This window comes from Sphingomonas sp. TX0543 (assembly GCF_048565505.1).
Taxonomy (GTDB): domain Bacteria; phylum Pseudomonadota; class Alphaproteobacteria; order Sphingomonadales; family Sphingomonadaceae; genus Sphingomonas.
Window position 1 is genome coordinate 352145 of record NZ_JBLZUS010000002.1, and the last position, 13953, is coordinate 366097.

Sequence of the window (13953 nt, forward strand, 5' to 3'; positions counted from 1 at the left end):
GCCAGCAGATGCAATGGCTTAGTCGCACCGCCAACGCCGGAGATACGCATGACCGAACCCCTGTCGCCCGATCTCCTCGCCCGGATGAACGCCTATTGGCACGCGGCCAACTACCTGTCGGTCGGACAGATCTACCTGCGCGACAATCCGCTGCTCGAACAGCCGCTGACGCTGGAGCACATCAAGCCGCGCCTGCTCGGCCACTGGGGGACGACCACCGGGCTCAATTTCCTTTATGTCCACCTGAACCGGCTGATCGTCCAACACGATCTAAATATGATCTACGTCATCGGCCCAGGCCATGGCGGGCCGGGCCTGGTGGCGCACACCTATCTCGAGGGCTCCTATACCGAGCTTTTTCCCGCGATCGAACGCGACCGGTCGGGCATGCGGCGGCTGTTCCGGCAATTTTCCTGGCCGGGCGGCGTGCCGAGTCACGTCGCCCCGGAAACACCGGGATCGATCCATGAAGGCGGCGAGCTCGGCTATTCGATTGTTCACGCCTATGGCGCGGCGTTCGACAATCCCGACCTGATCGTCGCCTGCGTCGTCGGCGATGGCGAGGCGGAGACCGGGCCGCTCGCGGCGAGCTGGCATTCCAACAAATTCCTCAACCCGGCACGTGACGGCGCGGTGCTGCCGATCCTGCATCTGAACGGCTTCAAGATCGCCAATCCGACAGTGCTGGCGCGGATCAGCCGCGAGGAGCTGACCGACCTGCTGCGCGGCTATGGCCATGAGCCTTTCTTCGTCGAGGGCGATGATCCCACGCTGGTCCACCAGCAGCTTGCCGCAACGCTCGATATCGTGCTGGCGCGAATCCGCGCGATCCAGACCGAGGCGCGCGCAGCCGATGCGCCTGCGGGTGGAGCGGCGCGCCCGCGCTGGCCGATGATCGTGTTCCGCACGCCCAAGGGATGGACCGGGCCGAAAGAAGTCGACGGCAAGCCGGTCGAAGGTACGTGGCGTGCCCACCAGGTGCCGATCGCCGACTTTAAGAATCCCGAACACCTCGCACAGCTCGAAGACTGGATGCGCAGCTATAAGCCGCAGGAGCTGTTCGACGGTAACGGCAAGCTGATCGAGGAGCTGGCCGCCCTCGCGCCAACGGGGCATCGTCGCATGGGCTCCAATCCTCATGCCAACGGCGGCCTGCTGCTGAAGCCGCTGAATCTGCCCCACTTCCGGGACCATGCCATTGCGGTCAGCTCGCCAGGCGGTGTGCAAGCCGAAGCGACCCGGACCCTCGGCCGCTATATCCGCGATGTCATGCGCCTCAACCTGCCGGCGGCAAACTTCCGCCTGTTCGGGCCCGATGAAACCGCATCGAACCGGCTCGAGGCTTCCTATGAAGTGACCGGCAAGACGTGGATGGCCGATATGGAGGCGGTCGACGAAAATCTCGACCCGTCAGGACGCGTGATGGAGGTACTGAGCGAGCACCTCTGCCAAGGCTGGCTGGAAGGCTATCTGCTGACCGGCCGCCACGGCTTCTTCTCCTGCTACGAGGCCTTCATCCATATCGTGGATTCGATGGTCAACCAGCACGCCAAATGGCTCAAGGTCAGCGCGAAGATCCCGTGGCGCAAGCCGATCGCATCGCTCAATTACCTGCTGACCTCGCATGTCTGGCGGCAGGACCATAATGGGCTGTCGCACCAGGACCCGGGCTTCATCGATCATGTCGCCAACAAGAAGGCCGATGTCGCCCGCATCTATCTGCCGCCCGATGCCAACTGCCTGCTGTCGGTGGCCGATCACTGCCTGCGGAGCCACGGCTACATCAACCTCATCGTCGCCGGGAAGGATCCGGAATGGCAGTGGCTGACGATGGATGAGGCGATCGTCCATTGCACGGTCGGCGCCGGCATCTGGCAATGGGCGAGCGACGAGGGTGAGCCGGATGTCGTGCTAGCGTGCGCCGGCGACGTGCCGACGCTCGAGGCGCTCGCCGCAGTCACGCTGCTGCGCGACTATGTGCCCGACATACGCATCCGCTTCGTCAATGTCGTCGATCTGATGGTGTTGCAGCCCCAGTCCGAACATCCGCACGGCCTGTCCGACGAGGATTTCGATGAACTGTTCACCACCGACAAGCCGGTGATCTTCGCCTTCCACGGCTATCCGGCGATGATCCACAAGCTCACCTATCGTCGGCGCAACCACGACCAGATCCATGTCCGTGGCTACAAGGAGGAAGGCACCACCACCACGCCGTTCGACATGGTCGTGCTCAATAATCTCGACCGTTACCAGCTCGCGCTCGATGCGATATCGCGCATCCCCCGGTTCAAGGATCGGGTGGCGGCCGAGACGCAGCGCTATTGGGCGACGATGGAGCGCCACAAGCTCTACGTCGCCGAGCATGGCGAGGACATGCCGGAGGTTCGCGACTGGCGCTGGGTGCGATGATCGTCCTCACCCTCAACAGCGGCTCCTCCTCGCTCAAGTTCGGGCTTTACCGTGTCGAAGGGGCCGAGACCGAAGCGCTGATGACGGGCGAGACGGACGGTACCGAGTTGCAGGCCGAGGACGCAAAGGGTTCGGCCTTGCCGGGAACGCCGATCAAGGCGGAGACGCCGGAAGCAACGCTACAGGCGATCGCGTCGCTTCTAGCGAAGACCAGCCTTTCGGCGCCCGAGGCGATCGGTCACCGGATCGTGCACGGCGGTCCGAAGCTTCGCGTCCACTGCGTGATCGATGACCGGGGGGAACGCGATCTCGAAGCGGCAAGTGCGATGTCGCCGCTTCACGCCCCCGCCGCGCTTGCTATCATCCGACTTGCCAAACAGACCTGGCAGGACGTGCCGCAAGTGGCATGCCTCGATACGGCCTTTCACGCGGAAATGCCCGACATCGCCCGTATCCTGCCCATTGCGAAGGAACTCCAACTCGAAGGCATCCAGCGCTACGGATTTCACGGGCTGTCCTGCGAATCCATCGTCCATCAGTTCGGCAATGCGCTACCGAAGCGCCTGGTCATCGCGCATCTCGGCAGCGGAGCGAGCGTGACGGCAGTGCAGGACGGACGCTCGATCGACACCAGTATGGGGCTGACGCCATCAGGCGGCATCATCATGGCGACGCGTAGCGGCGACATCGATCCAGGCGTCCTGATTTATCTGATGCGCGAGAAGAAATACGATGCGGCCGCGTTGGAGGATCTGGTCGATCATCGCTCGGGGCTCTTTGGCATCTCCGGCGTGAGCGGCGATCTGCGCAAGCTCCACGAGGCGGAGCCCTCAAATCCCGACGCTCGGCTGGCGGTCGCGATGTTCTGCATGTCCGTCGCAAAGGAAATCGCGGGCATGATCGTGGCCTTGGGTGGCGTCGACACAATCGTATTCACTGGCGGCATCGGCGAACATGACGCGGTCGCGCGCGCGGGCATCTGCCACGCGCTGCGCTGCTTCGGCGTTTGCCTCGACGATGCCGCCAATCGGACGAAAACCGGGCATATCGATCGATCGGATTCCGCGTGCGAACTACGCGTTCTTACATCGCGGGAAGATGAGCAGATCGCCCGTCACGTCGGCGCTTGTCCGTCGTCAGAACATTCGGCACAACTCGCGGCGTAGATTAGCGGAGTGCGGACCTCGTCAGGGGGTTGATGTTAGGCGGCGAACTTGCGGTGCTGCAAGCGCCGATGTTCGATGGTCTGTCGCTTGATCCTTTCGCGCAGTTTGATGATTGCCGGTGCCCTGCCGAAGTAGGCATCGGCGGGCGTCACGTTGCTGAGGCTCTCGTGGTAACGCTGGTGGTTGTAGTGCTCGACGAAGGCCTCGATCCGGGCCTCGAGGTCGCCGGGCAGGAAGTAGTTTTCCAGCAGGATGCGGTTTTTCAGGGTCTGATGCCAGCGCTCGATCTTGCCCTGGGTCTGCGGGTGTAGCGGGGCACCGCGCACATGGCTCATCTTCTGGGCCTCGATGTATTCCGCCAGTTCGCCGGCGATGTAGCTGGGGCCATTGTCCGACAGCAGCCTTGGCTTGTGCAGCACCGTGGCGCTGTCGCAGCCCGATGCGGCCAGTGCCATGTCCAGCGTGTCGGTCACGTCCTCGGCGCGCATGTTGGTGCACAGCTTCCAGGCGATGATGTAGCGTGAGAAGTCGTCGAGCACGGTCGACAGGTACATCCAGCCCCACCCGATAATCTTGAAGTATGTGAAGTCGGTCTGCCACATCTCGTTCGGCCGGGTGGTCTTGGTGTGGAACTGATCGGCGGCCTTGATCACCACATAGGCCGGGCTGGTGATCAGGTCATGGGCCTTCAGAAGGCGGTAAACCGTGGCTTCCGACACGAAGTAACGCCTTTCGTCGGTAAAGCGCACCGCCAGCTCCCGTGGGCTCAGCTCGGACTGCTCCAGTGCCAGTTCGATGATCTGATCATGGATGTCAGGCGGGATCCGGTTCCACACGCGGCTCGGTGCCGATGGCCGATCTTCCAACGCCTCCGGTCCGCCTTCGAGGAACCGGTCGTACCAGCGGTAGAACGTCCGGCGTGCGATCCCCAGCTTGTCGAGGGTGAGCTTCGCCGGCAGATGCGACTGCTCGACGATCCGGATGATCTCGAGCTTCTCGGATGCGGGATATCTCATTCGTCGTCGCCCCCATCCGCGATCATGCTTTTTTTGAGCAGACGGTTTTCGAGCGTCAGGTCGGCCACGCATTCCTTCAGGGCACGGGCTTCGCGGCGCAGGTCCTGCACCTCGCCGCTGGTCGCGGCACGAGCCGTGTCACCCGCCAGGCGCCGCTTGCCCGCTTCCATGAACTCCTTCGACCAGGTGTAATACAGGCTCTGGGCAATGCCTTCCTTGCGGCATAGTTCGGCAATGCTGTCTTCGCCACGCAGCCCATCGAGCACAATGCGGATCTTGTCTTCGGCCGAAAAATGCCGCCGGGTCTGCCGCCGGATGTCCTTCACCACACGCTCAGCAGGGGCCTTGGCAGGCGATTTTTTCAAGGAGTGTTGGGGCTTCATCTTCGTTCCTTCGTCACTACGACGAAGCCCCAACACTCCTTAATTCACAACCTCAAATCTGTGCCATTGGCGCTGACGGGGAACAGCAACGTTCTGACGTGGTATCTGATAGCCGGGTGGGGCTTTTACTCTAATGAAGGGAGGCCCTGATAAAGCTGGCGAACCAATCATCGGGCCAAGAATTCCGTCGGCCTAAGAGGCCGCGTGATGCTTGTCGCCGCACATCAAGCAACCTAGCCACGGTCACTGGTGTGCCGACGGCGACCGGCGAGGTATCTGCGCATACCACGAGCAGCGTCCCATCCGGCGTAAGAGGACTCCCGTCCCGAGGCGGACCAGGTTCGCGCCAATCCGTGGCGGCGCCCGACGAATTCCGGATCGCCGCCACGGACCGCCCCCAAGCCGACGAGCACCCCAGGGCGTCAGGTCGGCAAGCCCCGGTGCGGATCGAATCTCAGGGCGATCCTAGGCTGGCTTCGCGCCTGGCGTTCCGCACTTCGCGAACTGGCCTTTAGAGTTGCGGCACTTGCCGGTCACCTTCGTCGAAGCCTTTGGCGGACACTTAATGAACTTGCCCTTCGCGTCCTTGCACGGGGCCGCCACCACTGGCGACGCGATCATTGCCGTCGCAGCGAGGGCCATAGCGATCCGAAACATCCTTATCTCCTCTTTCGTTTCGTGTCCGGAACACTGCGCTCGATAGACAGATTGCGCAAGATCACCTCGAGGGCTCACGGTGTGATCCCCTCCTGCAGACGAACGCAGACTACGTCGTTTGAAGAGCTAGTGGCACTTCGTAGCCAGGGATCAGCCGGACTGTGAAGTTCGGCGGTGGGTCGCCAAGTTCACGGTGGTCTTGGACGGCTACTCTCGCCGCGCACCGCGAGCGAACCGCTGTCATCCTCGACAGCACTTTCTCGTCTGCGTGCTCCTATCGTGCCGTAACCATGCTGGCGCATGCGTCACGACCTCGTGATGGTGAAACGAAGCCGCGATCCGAGCTCGACGTCACTTCAAGTGAATGCTGCTCGCGCAGATCGTGGGCGGCGAGACCCGAGCCCGGTCCTGCGCGATCGTCGTATCCCCTAACGCCAAGGCAAGGCGGTCAAGACATTTGAGAACGTTTCCGCAAGCACGCGCTGCCGTGACCGGTCGAATGGAGTGAGGGGGACCTTGTCACGGCGATCCCTTGACCAGTGGCGCCGTCTGTCCTTCCTTCATCGCGGAAAGCCTTGCCTCGTAGGCATCTGCCATCACGCGATGCGCCTTCACGACGGCCGGATCGCCTTCGCGCTGGGCGCGGCGCCGCTCTTCGTCCAGCCGTTTACGCAGATACTCTGCATCGCCGTCCACCGTCCCACCCCAGCGGGAATCCGGATGCATTGGCTTCGCCTCCGCGTCCCCTAGGATGAACGCGCCAGCGCTCATCGGGTCCTTCCCGACTCCCGTCACGATGTCGCGGGGACGAAGCCCACCCTCTTCGCGAGCTTCGCGTCGTTTTGAAGCGCGATCCAGCCCTTCCGCTGCGTAAGGAAGCCGTCCGTCCGGAGCGACCGCAGCATGCGGTTGACGTGGACGCTGGTCAGCCCCAGCAGATCGCCAAGATCGGTCTGCGTCAGCGGCAGCGGCATGCCGTCCCCATTGGTGAGGCCGGCAGAGTAGTAGCGTTCCCGCAGTTCGAGCAAAAGGTGGCCGAGCCGGTCGGCCGCGTCCAAGCTCCCCAAGCGCACGACCTGTGCGAAAATGTAGAGGTCATCCAGCCGCCGCGCGCGCTCGTAGGCGAGCGCAAGCTCCGAGCGCGCCTCTAATGTAGCCGGGTCAGGCATCACGCAGACGCTGACCGGGGTGATGGCCCTTAGACTGTCGCCCGAATCGTCGCCGACATCGACGACCATCTCGCCCGGAACGTATAGTCGGATCAGCTGGCGCCGGCCGTTGGCCAGCACCCTGACCCGGGCTGCGGATCCTTCGAGAATAGCGAGCCGCTTTTCACGGGCAGACCCTTCGGCCGCGAATTTGCCGAGGTCGGCGCATGCGGGCAGCCGTCGGGACGAATCCAGGGCTTGTTTCACGAGCCACCAATCCGCCGGTCCGAGGTCGGCGAGTCCGACTAGCCTGTGAATCAGCGCATCGCCCGGCTGCCCGTCGCGCGTGACCATCGCTCCGCCGTCCCGGTCATGTCGCAGTTGTATTCTCTTCGCACTCGGTCTCATGAAAGGCTGAACGGCTGTCAAAGTCATGCTGGGCTTCCTTCCGTGCCCCGGCCCGCAGCCCAGCATGCACCGCATCCGGCAGCGTGACAACCCGACCCCCGACTCCTCCCTGGCTGGTGAATCGGGCCGGTTTTCGACTACGCCTCAGGTTCGCGCGGATATGGCAGGAGGCGGCGAATTGAACGTCGTGCATCCGTCAGTGGCGGTCCGCGACCCATCCCGCATCGTGTCCCGCGAAGAACTTTTCGATCTCGTCGTCAGTCGGAGACCGGACCCGACCTCCTTCCAGCGTATCGACGGCATACTGAAGATGGATGGCGGGCAGCGAATCCCCACTGCGGTCAAGCAGTGCCAGCGCCATTTGCATCAGCGAAAGCGCGACCTCGCGCTGCCTTGCCGCATTTTCCCTACACACCACGTTCGCGTTCTCCACGGCCCTCCACTCCCGCGCCGAAACGGCCGGCTCGGCACCTTATCCTATGGACCCCTTGAGCGAAAAGACCTTTCCGGCCAAAATGGGGAGGCGCACCATTGCCGGGACGCCGCGCGTTTCCCGTCCTGTTAAGGTCGAACGAAACGACACGCCAAGGCGAGGCCGGCGCTCGACGCCGCTGCGATCCACAGGCTGCCTGCAGGAACCCGCGACTCGCAGAGCGCTCCGGCGACCCCACCGACGACGAGGGCGAGCCAGAGCGCCAAATACGGCACCCACTGCATCGACGGGCGCCCACGGACCGCGTCGGCCAGGCGGTAGCCCAGCTTCACTAGCGTGCCCGTCATGTAGGTCACGCCGACGCCGACGTCCCCGTCGCGCTGGAACACCGCGTTTGAGGCGCCCATCGCCAGACACAGCAGCCCGATGGCGACGCTCGGCAACCCCGACGATCCCGAAACCGCGCCCAGCAAGATGAGTAGCGCGACGAAGGCGGCGGCCGAAGACTTGCGGTCGGAACCGGCAATGCCGGCGAACAGGACGCCGATGGCGACGCCGGAGACGAACAGCGCGATGAGACCGGCGGCAATCAGTCCCACCCTGTCGCCCTGCGAAAGTCCGACCGCCAACCGGGTTGAGTTTCCGCTCATGAACGACACGAAAAGGCCGCCGGACTTCATGAAGCCCACGGCATCGACGAAGCCCGCTTGAGCCGCGAAGCCCATCGCCAGCATGCGGTGCCGAACGTCGTAGCGGATCATCCACCGACCATATCACGATCGACCCGGCCGCGACACCAGCGTCGGCGGGTAGCTATGGAGGCGGGACGGTGGTCGCAGGTCCCGGGCCGTCCGACAACAACCAGGCCCGCGCCTCGTCAACGGTCAGGAAGGCGCGCACTGCTGGCCCGCCCATCGTCCGCTCGACCTGAAGTTTGTTGAGCGTCTTCTTTACCGCCAGCGCGGTCCGCCCGGTCCAGCGCGACTGAAAGCCCGTCGTCATCTGCGCGAGTGCCTCACTCACGGGCTGCGACTGCACGGGGAAGTCGACCGACTCGCTCAGCACGTCGAAGTTCGATCCCCGCCCAATCTCCGCCACGGCGGCGTCGATGGCCCGCTCAAAGTCGGCAACCGTCGCCACGTCCCAGAACCCCGTCATCGTCAGGTGCAGGATGCGATGTTCAGGATCGAAGGAAATCGTGAATGGCTCGGCCATGCGGGTCAGCCCTGTGTCCGAGCCGGAATGCTCGAACTCGCGTTGAAGGCGCCGAAAAGTGGGTCCCACTCGTTGATTACCATGTCCTCGATCAGACCCTCCAACGCGAAGGGATCGGTGGCGATCAGGCGTTCGAGGCTTTCCCTATCGGGAGCCGTCATGATCAGGAGCGCCGCCCTCACGTCGAGGTGGGCCAGCGGTCCCGACGCGAGCAGCGAGCCGTCCCCGAGCCTCTCCCTCAGCCATTGGACGTGCGGCATGACGTGCCGGGCCCAGCCCTCCTCGTCGGATGCTGATACGATACCGCGTAGACGGGCACGGCGACCTCTCCCTTCATCCTGCGGGCAGTTAGACTAAAGCGGCGCGGCGCGTCCATGCCATAGGGCATTGAAGGACGCGCCCTCGCTACGCCGACCTCGAGCGGCCGGCGACGGATCGACTGGAGGCACGCCTGATGATATCGCCTGTTGCAAGTCCGATCGATCGCGAGGTCCAGTGATCTATCTCATCGTCGTCGCCTCCACCATGCTGCTGCTTCCGGCCGCGTCGATCGTGGTCGACGCCGGGTCGGCACCGCTCCTCTGGCTCGTGGGGAAGTGGTTCGTATTCTGGGCGGTGGGCGCCCGTCTGATGCTCGCAGGGCTGCGGCAGTATCTGCAGCCCGCCTTTACCAGCCGCGACATCATGGGCATCGAGAGCGCTGAGGTTTTCGTGCTGGTCCGCGAGCTGGGCGGCGCAAACGTCGCCTCGGGCGTCCTCGGCTTAGCGTCGATCGCCGCGCCCAGCTTTGTGCTCCCCACCGCGATCAGCGCTGGCATCTTCTACGCCGTCGCCGGAGCCGAACACGCTCGCGCCGACCATCGGGGAAGGAACGAACTCGTCGCTATGGTCAGCGACTTCTGGGCGACGGCCATCCTACTCGGCTTTGCCGCTGCATGGGTGCTGACGGGCGGTCTGCGCTGAGGTCTCATGGTCCGCGAGAAGAGTTCGGCGAAATCCAGCGATCGGATGAAGGACGGGCTCAGGCCGCCGTCTAGTTTCGATCTGCGTGTGCCTAGTAGCGCGCGCCCAAGCCTCTCCCCATCCGATGGTCTCGGCATTACTGCGCTGCCCGCCATCGTTCAGACAGGCAGCTGATACCCGTCCTTCGAAGGCGCCACTTTCGGCGCCTGCAGCGGGTGTGCGGCAGGAACCGCGCACGTCTCACGATTGTTGGCTCCCGACCCCTTCATCTGATCCACGCAGGAGCTTGAGCCATGACCGACGTGATATTCATCCACGGGATGTTCCAGAACGACACGAGCTGGGCCGGCTGGGTCTCCAGATTCAGCGCCGCTGGCTACAATTGCGTCGCGCCGGTCTGGCCGCTCCACGAGGGCGATCCGCGCGAGCTCCGCGAGAATCCACCGGAGGGCCTAGGCGACCTGACGCTCGTAGACGTGCTGGGGAGCATCGAGCAGGTGGTCCGCGCGCACGATAGGCCGATAGTCATCGGCCACTCGGTCGGCGGACTGATCACGCAGATCCTGCTCAATCGCGGCCTCGCGTCGGCGGGGGTGGCGATCGACTCCGTCGCGCCGAACGGCATGGTCGACCTCGACTGGGGCTTCATCAAGAACAGCACCATCATTGCCAATCCGCTGATGGGCAACTCGCCGATCAAGATGGACGCGAAGACCTTCCACAGCGCGTTTGCAAACACGCTTAGCGAGCAGGCCGCCACGCAGGCGTTCGAGGCGACCGCTACGCACGACAGCCGGAACGTGCTGCGCGGATGCATGGGAGCGGACGGTCGGGTCGACGTCGACGCACCGCATGGCCCGCTCCTCCTCATTGGCGGCGAGGAGGACCAGATCATCCCGGCGCATCTCACAGAGAAGAACTTCAAGGCCTACACCGATCAGGGCAGCGTGACCGAGTTCGCGCCCTTCGCCGGGCGAAGCCACTTCATCTGCAACGAAGCCGGCTGGGAGGAGGTCGCGGACTGCGCCCTTGCGTTCCTTGAAGCGAACAGCTCCGCAAGCAGCGCGAAGAAGGCAGCGTTGGCCGATTGAGCTCGGCGGTCTGACTGGACCAAGAAGCAGTCTGAGTTGAGGGGCGGTCAGCGAGTCGAATGCACACCTACGTGATCACTGGATATGGGGAGATCGACGATGTCATCCGACTGGCCGAAGAGGCACCGCCCGTTCCCATGCCACGGCAGATTGTGTGCGACATCCGCGCGGCGGCGCTGAACCCGATCGATCTGGCGATCATCAGGGGCGACCCGAAGAGGATCAACCACTACAGGATGCTGCGGCGCATCGGTTTCGACGCGAGTGGCGTCGTCAGCGCGGTCGGCTCCGCCGTCACGCTGTTCAAGCCCGGGGACGAGGTGTTCGTGCGCGCGTCGCGGGATACGATCGGGACGTTCGCCGATGCTCGAGCAACGCGGCGAGGTCGAACCGCTATGGCATCGCGACGCCGCCGAATCGCGGTCGTTCAAGGCTCTGCTCCAGTGGACGGCGATCCGCAGGGACCGCTGGCAGGAATGGGGCCAACTCGCCGAACGCCTGGGCCAACGAGCCTTCTACCAGCACATGCGCGAGCGCACCTTCGAGCTCCTGCCAACCCTCACCGCGCGCTCAAGGCTGGTGACCTCGGCGAGATCCTCGTCGCCGCGGTGCACGTTTTCCAGCGATGCGCTCATGCGCCAGTCGATCGTCGGGGTCTTGGCGTCGTCGTTCCAAGTCGCCTCGGTCATCGTCAGTCCTTCTTGCCGATCTCGCGCCAGCTCTTCTCGCTCACCTCGACGTCGAACTTCTTCGCCGCAGCCTTGATGCGCTTCCACGCCGCCTCGCGGTCGTCGTCGCTCACGCCCTTCACCTGGTTGAAGCGCGCGATCGCGTTTCGAACGTGGCTGGCGTTCTCGAGCGGCTCCTTCTCCTGGTCGGGAAAGGCGAACGCCCGCTTGCCCAGCTTCTCGCGATCCTTCGTGCTGAGCTCCGCCATCGTCATCTCCATATGTTGCAGATGCCAAACGCTCGGCCGGCGCACTTGGGTCAATATCCTCTCTTGGCGGTCCGCGACGTGGCCACCCGCATCACCGCTAAGGGCCGGCCGAGGACAGTTCAAAAAAGTAAACCCGAAGTCTCGCTGCTGTTCTCACTATGTTCGACCTGTGCTGGTTCAGCCAGATGGCTGGCGACTCCGTCATCAGGAAAGTGATCCACGTCGACATGGACGCGTTCTTCGCGTCAGTGGAGCAGCGTGACGACCCTTCGCTGCGGGGCCGGCCGGTGGCTGCGCGACGGTGCACGACAGCGCGAGTCGCCGAGCGCGCGGGGGTGAGCGTGGGCTCCTTCTACCAATACTTCCCCAACAAGGCGTCGATCCTGTTCCGGCTGCAGAGCGACGAGTGGCGCGAGACCACTGACATCCTCAGCGCCATCCTGAGGCACGGGACGCGGCCGCCGCTCGAAAGGCTGCGCGATCTCGTGCACACGTCATCCGCTCGGAATGTGACGAGGCGGATGTCCGCATGGCCCTGAACGACGCGGCGCCGCGCAGGGATGCGGAGATCAAGCGGTATGCCGACGGCATCGCGGACATGTTCTGCGCCTATCTCGAACGGCTTAATGGCATCGAGGGTCGGGCCGCAGATCAGACGATGCCGACACCGCGCAAATAGTCCTCCAGGATCCTGGTCTGGTCACGCGCCACGACCGCGGCGATGTAACCGTCCGGGCGGATGAGAATTCTGTCACCTTGCTCGACGCTATAGGCCTCGACGAAGTCGCGGTGCACGTCGTCGAAGTCAGCGTGCGGTCCGATGCCGTAGATGGCGAGCCACGGGCGCGCGGCGACGCGATCGTCCGACATGTATTTGAGCAGCGTCCAGTGAGGACCGGTCAACAGGTCGAATAATCGCCGCGATCGACCCGAGCGGCCAAGCAGGCGCGCGTCGGGCGCACGGTCACCTCCCTGGCGCAACCTGTCGGCGGCAGGGCCGGGCATCGACAACGGCGAACCGCGATAGCTCAGATCGAGCTGATGCACGTCTCGTCCGCGCCGAAGAGTTCCCTCCTTCATCTGATCGAGCAGCCCGGTCGACAGACCCAGCATGCCCGCGGCGATCGATCGCCGCTCAAGCCCATAGCTGTCGAGGAGCGCATGCGGCGCGCCGCTCAGCACCGCGCCCAGCTTCCAGCCGAGGTTGTAAGCATCCTGGACGCTGGTGTTCAGACCCTGACCGCCGGTCGGCGGATGGACATGGGCGGCGTCGCCGACGAGGAAGACGCGACCCTCGCAATAGCGATCGGCAAGCCTCGCGCTCATCGTAAAGGCCGATGCCCAGGAGACGGTGTCGACGACGATGTCGGTCCGGCCGGTCCGGTCGACGATCATTGCGTTGAGATCGGGGACCGCAATGCCGACCTCGCCTTCCAGCGGCACGGGCGCCTGTATCTGGAACAGGTCCGTTCCGGCGAGGGGACAGAGACTGATCTGCCGCTGCATGTCTCCCTCGCCAAAGCGATGCCAGAAGTCGCGGTCGAGGCCGGACAAGGCGACGTCGGCAACGACCGCCCGGACGCCAAGTGTCTTGCCCGGAAAGTCGATACCCAGTTCCTTACGAATTGGGCTGCGGCCGCCGTCGGCGCCGACCAAGTAACGTGCGCGAATGGTCTCCTCACCCGCTTCCGTGGCGAGGTCGATCGACAGGCACTCGCCAACGTTGCGGAACGCCGTGAGTTCGCATCCGAATTCTACGTGATGGCCGAACTCAGCCAGCCGGTCGCGCAGGATGCGCTCGGTTAGGAATTGCGGCACCATCAGCGGCAGGCCGAAGGGCTCCGCCGCGGTCGGCGACGAACCCTCCATAATCGGTGAGTCTTGGTGGCTGCCATCCGCCAGATACTCCCGCTGCGGCGGATAGATGCCCCCCGTCGAAAATAGCCGGTCGACCACACCTAAGTCCTCGAACACTTCCTGCGTGCGCGGCTGGATGCCCTTGCCGCGCGATCCCGCGAACGGCGTCGGCAGCTTCTCGACGATGCGGAATGCCACGTTCCGGCGCGCAAGGTCGATGGCGAGCGTGAGCCCTGAGGCCCCCGCGCCGCAGATCACCACGTCGGT

At 64.2% G+C, this 13953-nt stretch carries 16 protein-coding genes and 2 pseudogenes; 8 read left to right on the forward strand and 10 right to left on the reverse strand.

Annotated elements, in window-relative coordinates; translation table 11 throughout:
* Positions 1-48: 48 nt before the first annotated feature.
* On the forward strand, positions 49-2412 hold the full coding sequence (locus tag ACM61V_RS02260; protein ID WP_137785459.1) for a phosphoketolase: 2364 nt from the start codon (positions 49-51) through the stop codon (positions 2410-2412).
* Positions 2409-3578 carry an acetate/propionate family kinase gene (locus ACM61V_RS02265; protein ID WP_419713775.1) on the forward strand — a complete coding sequence of 390 codons (1170 nt, stop codon included), beginning with the start codon at positions 2409-2411 and terminating at the stop codon, positions 3576-3578. The genes ACM61V_RS02260 and ACM61V_RS02265 overlap by 4 nt, the downstream gene beginning before the upstream one ends.
* Before the next feature lie 35 nt (positions 3579-3613).
* Here ACM61V_RS02265 and ACM61V_RS02270 read toward each other — a convergent pair.
* From ACM61V_RS02270 to ACM61V_RS02300, 7 genes are all read right to left on the reverse strand, one after another.
* Positions 3614-4977, reverse strand: a protein-coding gene (locus tag ACM61V_RS02270; RefSeq protein ID WP_119592876.1) for an IS3 family transposase whose coding sequence is annotated in 2 segments (ribosomal slippage) — positions 3614-4629 and positions 4629-4977 — 1365 coding nt in all. Because the reading frame shifts where the segments join, the coding sequence is not laid out codon by codon here.
* Positions 4978-6153: 1176 nt separating this feature from the next.
* Positions 6154-6360 carry a hypothetical protein gene (locus ACM61V_RS02275; protein ID WP_137785475.1) on the reverse strand — a complete coding sequence of 69 codons (207 nt, stop codon included), beginning with the start codon at positions 6358-6360 and terminating at the stop codon, positions 6154-6156.
* Positions 6361-6425: 65 nt separating this feature from the next.
* On the reverse strand, positions 6426-7136 hold the full coding sequence (locus tag ACM61V_RS02280; protein ID WP_171007473.1) for a Crp/Fnr family transcriptional regulator: 711 nt from the start codon (positions 7134-7136) through the stop codon (positions 6426-6428).
* A gap of 250 nt (positions 7137-7386) precedes the next feature.
* Positions 7387-7623, reverse strand: coding sequence for a hypothetical protein (locus ACM61V_RS02285; RefSeq protein WP_137785477.1), 237 nt, complete (start codon positions 7621-7623; stop codon positions 7387-7389).
* A 128-nt stretch (positions 7624-7751) separates the two neighbouring features.
* Complete coding sequence (locus ACM61V_RS02290; protein WP_137785478.1) at positions 7752-8384, reverse strand: YoaK family protein; 633 nt, start codon at positions 8382-8384, stop codon at positions 7752-7754.
* 52 nt (positions 8385-8436) lie between these two features.
* The gene (locus ACM61V_RS02295) at positions 8437-8838 is read right to left on the reverse strand and encodes a hypothetical protein (protein WP_137785479.1); all 402 of its coding nucleotides are present in this window, start codon (positions 8836-8838) and stop codon (positions 8437-8439) included.
* Positions 8839-8843: 5 nt separating this feature from the next.
* Complete coding sequence (locus ACM61V_RS02300) at positions 8844-9098, reverse strand: YciI family protein (protein WP_137785480.1); 255 nt, start codon at positions 9096-9098, stop codon at positions 8844-8846.
* A 235-nt stretch (positions 9099-9333) separates the two neighbouring features.
* Here ACM61V_RS02300 and ACM61V_RS02305 point away from each other — a divergent pair, with 235 nt between their 5' ends.
* The 3 genes and pseudogenes from ACM61V_RS02305 to ACM61V_RS02315 all read left to right on the forward strand — a co-directional run.
* Positions 9334-9801 carry a hypothetical protein gene (locus ACM61V_RS02305; protein WP_137785481.1) on the forward strand — a complete coding sequence of 156 codons (468 nt, stop codon included), beginning with the start codon at positions 9334-9336 and terminating at the stop codon, positions 9799-9801.
* 293 nt (positions 9802-10094) lie between these two features.
* Positions 10095-10892: an alpha/beta hydrolase gene (locus tag ACM61V_RS02310; protein WP_137785482.1), complete on the forward strand. Its 798-nt coding sequence runs from the start codon at positions 10095-10097 to the stop codon at positions 10890-10892.
* Positions 10893-11029: 137 nt separating this feature from the next.
* A pseudogene (locus ACM61V_RS02315) lies at positions 11030-11278 on the forward strand (alcohol dehydrogenase catalytic domain-containing protein); the annotation flags it as partial.
* 129 nt (positions 11279-11407) lie between these two features.
* On the opposite strand, the gene ACM61V_RS02320 reads toward ACM61V_RS02315, so the two are convergent.
* Both ACM61V_RS02320 and ACM61V_RS02325 read right to left on the reverse strand, forming a co-directional pair.
* Positions 11408-11581: a hypothetical protein gene (locus ACM61V_RS02320; protein WP_171007447.1), complete on the reverse strand. Its 174-nt coding sequence runs from the start codon at positions 11579-11581 to the stop codon at positions 11408-11410.
* Positions 11582-11583: 2 nt separating this feature from the next.
* Complete coding sequence (locus ACM61V_RS02325) at positions 11584-11829, reverse strand: DUF6582 domain-containing protein (protein ID WP_137785483.1); 246 nt, start codon at positions 11827-11829, stop codon at positions 11584-11586.
* Positions 11830-12014: 185 nt separating this feature from the next.
* Here ACM61V_RS02325 and ACM61V_RS02330 point away from each other — a divergent pair.
* The 3 genes and pseudogenes from ACM61V_RS02330 to ACM61V_RS02340 all read left to right on the forward strand — a co-directional run.
* Positions 12015-12126: pseudogene (locus ACM61V_RS02330) on the forward strand (hypothetical protein); the annotation flags it as partial.
* Entirely contained in the window at positions 12117-12368 is a 252-nt protein-coding gene (locus ACM61V_RS02335) for a TetR/AcrR family transcriptional regulator (RefSeq protein WP_349290315.1), read from the forward strand. The pseudogene ACM61V_RS02330 and the gene ACM61V_RS02335, both read left to right, overlap by 10 nt.
* The gene (locus ACM61V_RS02340) at positions 12359-12508 is read left to right on the forward strand and encodes a hypothetical protein (protein WP_212742151.1); all 150 of its coding nucleotides are present in this window, start codon (positions 12359-12361) and stop codon (positions 12506-12508) included. Before ACM61V_RS02335 ends, ACM61V_RS02340 begins: the two co-directional genes overlap by 10 nt.
* On the opposite strand, the gene ACM61V_RS02345 is transcribed toward ACM61V_RS02340, so the two are convergent.
* Positions 12481-13944 (reverse strand): FAD-dependent oxidoreductase, encoded by a 1464-nt coding sequence (locus ACM61V_RS02345; protein ID WP_419713776.1) that lies wholly within the window; start codon positions 13942-13944, stop codon positions 12481-12483. The genes ACM61V_RS02340 and ACM61V_RS02345 overlap by 28 nt on opposite strands.
* Positions 13945-13953: the final 9 nt, after the last annotated feature.

Excerpts from the sequence above, each read along its gene's own strand:
- ACM61V_RS02275 (WP_137785475.1), bottom strand. The coding sequence starts at position 6,360 with ATGCATCCGGATTCCCGCTGGGGTGGGACGGTGGACGGCGATGCAGAG.
- ACM61V_RS02325 (WP_137785483.1), bottom strand. The coding sequence starts at position 11,829 with ATGGCGGAGCTCAGCACGAAGGATCGCGAGAAGCTGGGCAAGCGGGCG.
- ACM61V_RS02280 (WP_171007473.1), bottom strand. The coding sequence starts at position 7,136 with ATGGTCACGCGCGACGGGCAGCCGGGCGATGCGCTGATTCACAGGCTA.
- ACM61V_RS02290 (WP_137785478.1), bottom strand. The coding sequence starts at position 8,384 with ATGATCCGCTACGACGTTCGGCACCGCATGCTGGCGATGGGCTTCGCG.
- ACM61V_RS02265 (WP_419713775.1), top strand. The coding sequence starts at position 2,409 with ATGATCGTCCTCACCCTCAACAGCGGCTCCTCCTCGCTCAAGTTCGGG.
- ACM61V_RS02300 (WP_137785480.1), bottom strand. The coding sequence starts at position 9,098 with ATGCCGCACGTCCAATGGCTGAGGGAGAGGCTCGGGGACGGCTCGCTG.
- ACM61V_RS02340 (WP_212742151.1), top strand. The coding sequence starts at position 12,359 with ATGGCCCTGAACGACGCGGCGCCGCGCAGGGATGCGGAGATCAAGCGG.
- ACM61V_RS02320 (WP_171007447.1), bottom strand. The coding sequence starts at position 11,581 with ATGACCGAGGCGACTTGGAACGACGACGCCAAGACCCCGACGATCGAC.
- ACM61V_RS02310 (WP_137785482.1), top strand. The coding sequence starts at position 10,095 with ATGACCGACGTGATATTCATCCACGGGATGTTCCAGAACGACACGAGC.
- ACM61V_RS02260 (WP_137785459.1), top strand. The coding sequence starts at position 49 with ATGACCGAACCCCTGTCGCCCGATCTCCTCGCCCGGATGAACGCCTAT.
- ACM61V_RS02295 (WP_137785479.1), bottom strand. The coding sequence starts at position 8,838 with ATGGCCGAGCCATTCACGATTTCCTTCGATCCTGAACATCGCATCCTG.